Annotated in this window: 3 protein-coding genes and 1 pseudogene; all 4 read left to right on the forward strand. The window is 57.4% G+C overall.

The window, feature by feature from the left end; translation table 11 throughout:
- Positions 1-673 (forward strand): annotated as a pseudogene (locus JX325_RS13785) (helicase RepA family protein); the annotation flags it as partial.
- Positions 674-928: 255 nt separating this feature from the next.
- Positions 929-1240 carry a plasmid mobilization relaxosome protein MobC gene (locus JX325_RS13790; protein WP_204791670.1) on the forward strand — a complete coding sequence of 104 codons (312 nt, stop codon included), beginning with the start codon at positions 929-931 and terminating at the stop codon, positions 1238-1240.
- Positions 1240-2238: a relaxase/mobilization nuclease domain-containing protein gene (locus JX325_RS13795; protein WP_204791671.1), complete on the forward strand. Its 999-nt coding sequence runs from the start codon at positions 1240-1242 to the stop codon at positions 2236-2238. The genes JX325_RS13790 and JX325_RS13795 overlap by 1 nt, the downstream gene beginning before the upstream one ends.
- Positions 2239-2252: 14 nt before the next feature.
- Entirely contained in the window at positions 2253-3431 is a 1179-nt protein-coding gene (locus tag JX325_RS13800) for a site-specific integrase (RefSeq protein WP_204791672.1), read from the forward strand.
- Positions 3432-3522 lie beyond the last annotated feature (91 nt).

Here is a 3522-nt window from a genome sequence, read left to right on the forward strand (position 1 = left end):
CATCGACACACTGCAAAAGGTACGGACAGCCGCCGACGTCAGCTACGGCTGTGACTACAACGACCTGTCGCTGCTCAAGAGTTTTGCCGACCAGCACCGTCTGACGGTTTTGGTCATCCACCACCTCCGCAAGATGAAGGACGACGATCCATTGAACCGGATCAGCGGCACAACCGGGATTGCCGGAGCAGCGGATGGGACCTTGGTACTGATTCGATCCAAGAGGGCAGAGAGCGGCGCGGTCTTGCACTGCACTGGACGGGATATTCAGACGAGGGAGCTGGCGCTGGAGTTTAATCAGGATAGTCATGTGTGGGAACTGCGTTCGGACAGCGCCGTAGATGACCCCCTTCCCTCTGAGGAGGTTCTGGAGCATCTGCTGGCCTGGCTCGGAGAAGCCGGTTCATTCAGTGGGACCGCCGAGGAACTCTCCGCAAGGCTGCGTCAGAGGTGCGGCGTTCTCTATCCTGGAAACGTGCTGACACGAAAGATGCGGAGCTGTGCGGAGGAGCTGGAACGCTACGGGTTCGCCTGTCGGTTTCGCCGGACGCATGACCGCCGTCTGATTGAGTTGGAGTGCGTCGGTTGCGTCGGTGATGACGGTATTTTTGCGGGCGGTGAAAATATCGACGCAACCGTCGCAGAGCGTGATCCCAAGGCCGCAAGTGCTTGACGCGCTAAGGATAGAGGGCGCGTCGATATTTCCAGAATGTGCGGCGCAGTGAAGGGGCCGTGTGCGCTTTCTCTGCGGTGCGAGAGTAAAAATACAGCAGACACCCTCAAACGCACAGATAGGCCCCGTGGAGGAGAAATCCCACCCTTGGGTGGGGCAAGCATCGCACCCGGCTATACGCCGGGCGCATTCGCCGGGGCAAAGCCCCGGCACCCCCTGCCCCTAAAGGGGAGAGGAGCGAAGGAAGGTGCGGATATGCAGAAGAAGAAAACAGCCATCGTCACAGCCCGGATGACGCCGGAGGTCAAACAGCGGCTCCAGGAGCGTGCGCGGGATGCTGGCATGACTCTCACGCAGTACCTGATTATCTGCGGTCTGGGTCAGGAGATCGTTCGAGTGGAGGGCCTCGACGCAGTTCTCTCGGAGCTGAAAGCCCAAGGCCGTAACCTCAACCAACTTACCACGCTGGCGAACATGGGGCGGCTCACGGTCCTGAGAAGCGACGAGCTGCTCGACAAGTACGCCTCTCTCTGCGAACAGGTCAGCCGTTTGACGGAGGTGAGCTGATGGCGACGTTCACAGCGATCAAAAACAAGAAGCAGACGGCGGGGGTGCTGGGAGGCGTTTTGAAATACGTCCAGCAGGAGAAAAAGACCCGCGCCGGCGGACTTCGGTTCATCACTGGTCACAATTGCGTTCCGCAGTCCGCCTACACCGAGATGATGACAACGAAACGGCGGTTCAAGAAAACTGACGGCAGACAGTTCTACCACTTCGTGCAGTCCTTCGCTGAGACAGATAATCTAACGCCGCAGGAGGCCAACGCTATTGGGCTGGAGTTGGCTCAGCGTGAGTTCCCAGGCTTCGAGGTGGTGGTGGCGACGCACCTAGATACCAACCACCTCCATAACCACCTGATAGTGAACAGCGTCAGCTGTGAGACGGGGCGGAAGCTCCACCAGAGCGCGGACGACCTACTCAGGCATCGTCAGGTCAATGACGAAATCTGTGCCGCCCATGGCCTGAGCGTTTTGGAGCAGCCGGAGAAGCGCTCGAAGAAAAAGCGGATGAAGCCTGGCGAGTACCAGGCTGGTCTCAGAGAGGACAGTTGGAAGATGGATTTGATTCACGCCATCAACGAGGCGCTGGAATACGCGGACAGCCGGGAGTCGTTCATCGCCAACATGGAGCAGGAGGGCTACGAGGTCATTTGGACAGACGCCCGGAAGCACATCACCTTCGTCTGTCCAAACGGACGGAAGTGCCGGGACAGCAGTTTGCACGACGAGACGTTCCTCAAAGAGAATCTGGAGGCACTGTTTATTTACCGGCAGACCGTTGGCTTCCGCCCCGGCAGTGTGGAGCCGGACGAAGGCTGGCTGGGCGAGTTGGCAGAGGGCCTCATTCAGCTGGGCAGGTCGATGGAACGGCTGGATGATATACCGCCGCTTCCCGCTCCGCCCACATGGACGGACAACAAGCAGCGCCGCCGGGAGGCGCTGAAGAAACTGGCGATGGGCCAGAAGCTGACGGCTGACACGCACAGCCAGGGCATGAGTATGTAGGAAGGAAATCTATCATGGCAAGTATCAAAAAGTTAAACACACGCAAATTCAAAATCACCGTCAGCAAGGGATATCGCCCTGACGGTCGAAAAATCAGCAGAGCGAAGACAATCACGGTACCTCAGACCGTGGGCGGTCGCGGCATCTCACAGTACGTCGCTCACGAGGCGGAGGAATTCGAGAAGCTGGTCAAGAGCGGCTACTGCGAGGATGGGGAGATGTCCTTTCAAGAGTACGCCGTCCGCTGGCTGGAGCGGCAGACGAAATACGCTCCAATTACTCTCGGCTTTTACCGTCGCTCACTGGAAGCCGTGTACCCGATGATCGGCAGCATCAAACTCAACCGTCTCCGGCCTATCGCTCTGGAGAATCTACTGGTGGAGTTGAGGAAGCGAACCTATCACGGCAAACCGATTCAAGAGGCAACTGTCCAGAAATACTTGACGGTTGTCTCCGCCGTGCTGAGCGACGCCAAGAGGAATGAGATCATTGAGAAGAACCCCGCCCGGATGATCGACCTGCCGGATACGGCCCGCCGGGCGCAAATGATTCCCACGGATGCTGAGGCCCATCGTTTTCTGGACGTCCTCGCTAACGAGGAGGACCCCTACAAGACTTTTTACGCCCTGGCGATTTACTCCGGCTGCCGTCGTGGAGAACTGTGCGCTTTGAAATGGGACGACCTCATTATGAATGGCGACGAGTGCATCCTGACGGTCAACCGCTCCCGCAGTTCGGTTCCTGGGAGAGGCGTGGTAGAGGGGACGACCAAGAACGGCCAGGCTCGGACGATTTATATCAGCGAGGAGATGACCACCATACTTCGTAGCTACTGCTACTATAAGATATACGAGGCGCAAGAGAACGGCTTTGAGATGAGCGACTATGTGTTCACGAACGAGCGCGGTGAGCTGATGCACCCCGATACGTTCTCCCGGCACCTCCGTCGGCTCTATGACGAGAACGGATTCCCAAGGGAGTTCCACCTTCACACTCTCCGCCACTACTTCGTGTCCACCATGCTACACAATGGTGTAGATAAGCAGACAGTGGCGGAACTGGCCGGTCATGGTGACACCGGATTTTTGGAGAGGACCTACTGCCATCCGCAACTGCAGCTCAAGCGTGAAGCGGCGGAGCGATACACACAGACGATGTTTGATTTCAGCGATAGAGATTCTGCCAGTGCCTGATTGGTGCTTTCGTAGAATCTTCTTCCTGTGCTCAAAAAACAGTAGCTATACAGTGGAAGTTGGAGTATGTTTGTGCTTGTCAAAAGATACC

The organism is Oscillibacter sp. CU971, assembly GCF_905219725.1.
GTDB lineage: Bacteria > Bacillota > Clostridia > Oscillospirales > Oscillospiraceae > Oscillibacter.

What these genes read in the sequence shown, in the direction of transcription:
- JX325_RS13800 (WP_204791672.1), top strand. Translation starts at nt 2,253, where the DNA reads ATGGCAAGTATCAAAAAGTTAAACACACGCAAATTCAAAATCACCGTC.
- JX325_RS13790 (WP_204791670.1), top strand. Translation starts at nt 929, where the DNA reads ATGCAGAAGAAGAAAACAGCCATCGTCACAGCCCGGATGACGCCGGAG.
- JX325_RS13795 (WP_204791671.1), top strand. Translation starts at nt 1,240, where the DNA reads ATGGCGACGTTCACAGCGATCAAAAACAAGAAGCAGACGGCGGGGGTG.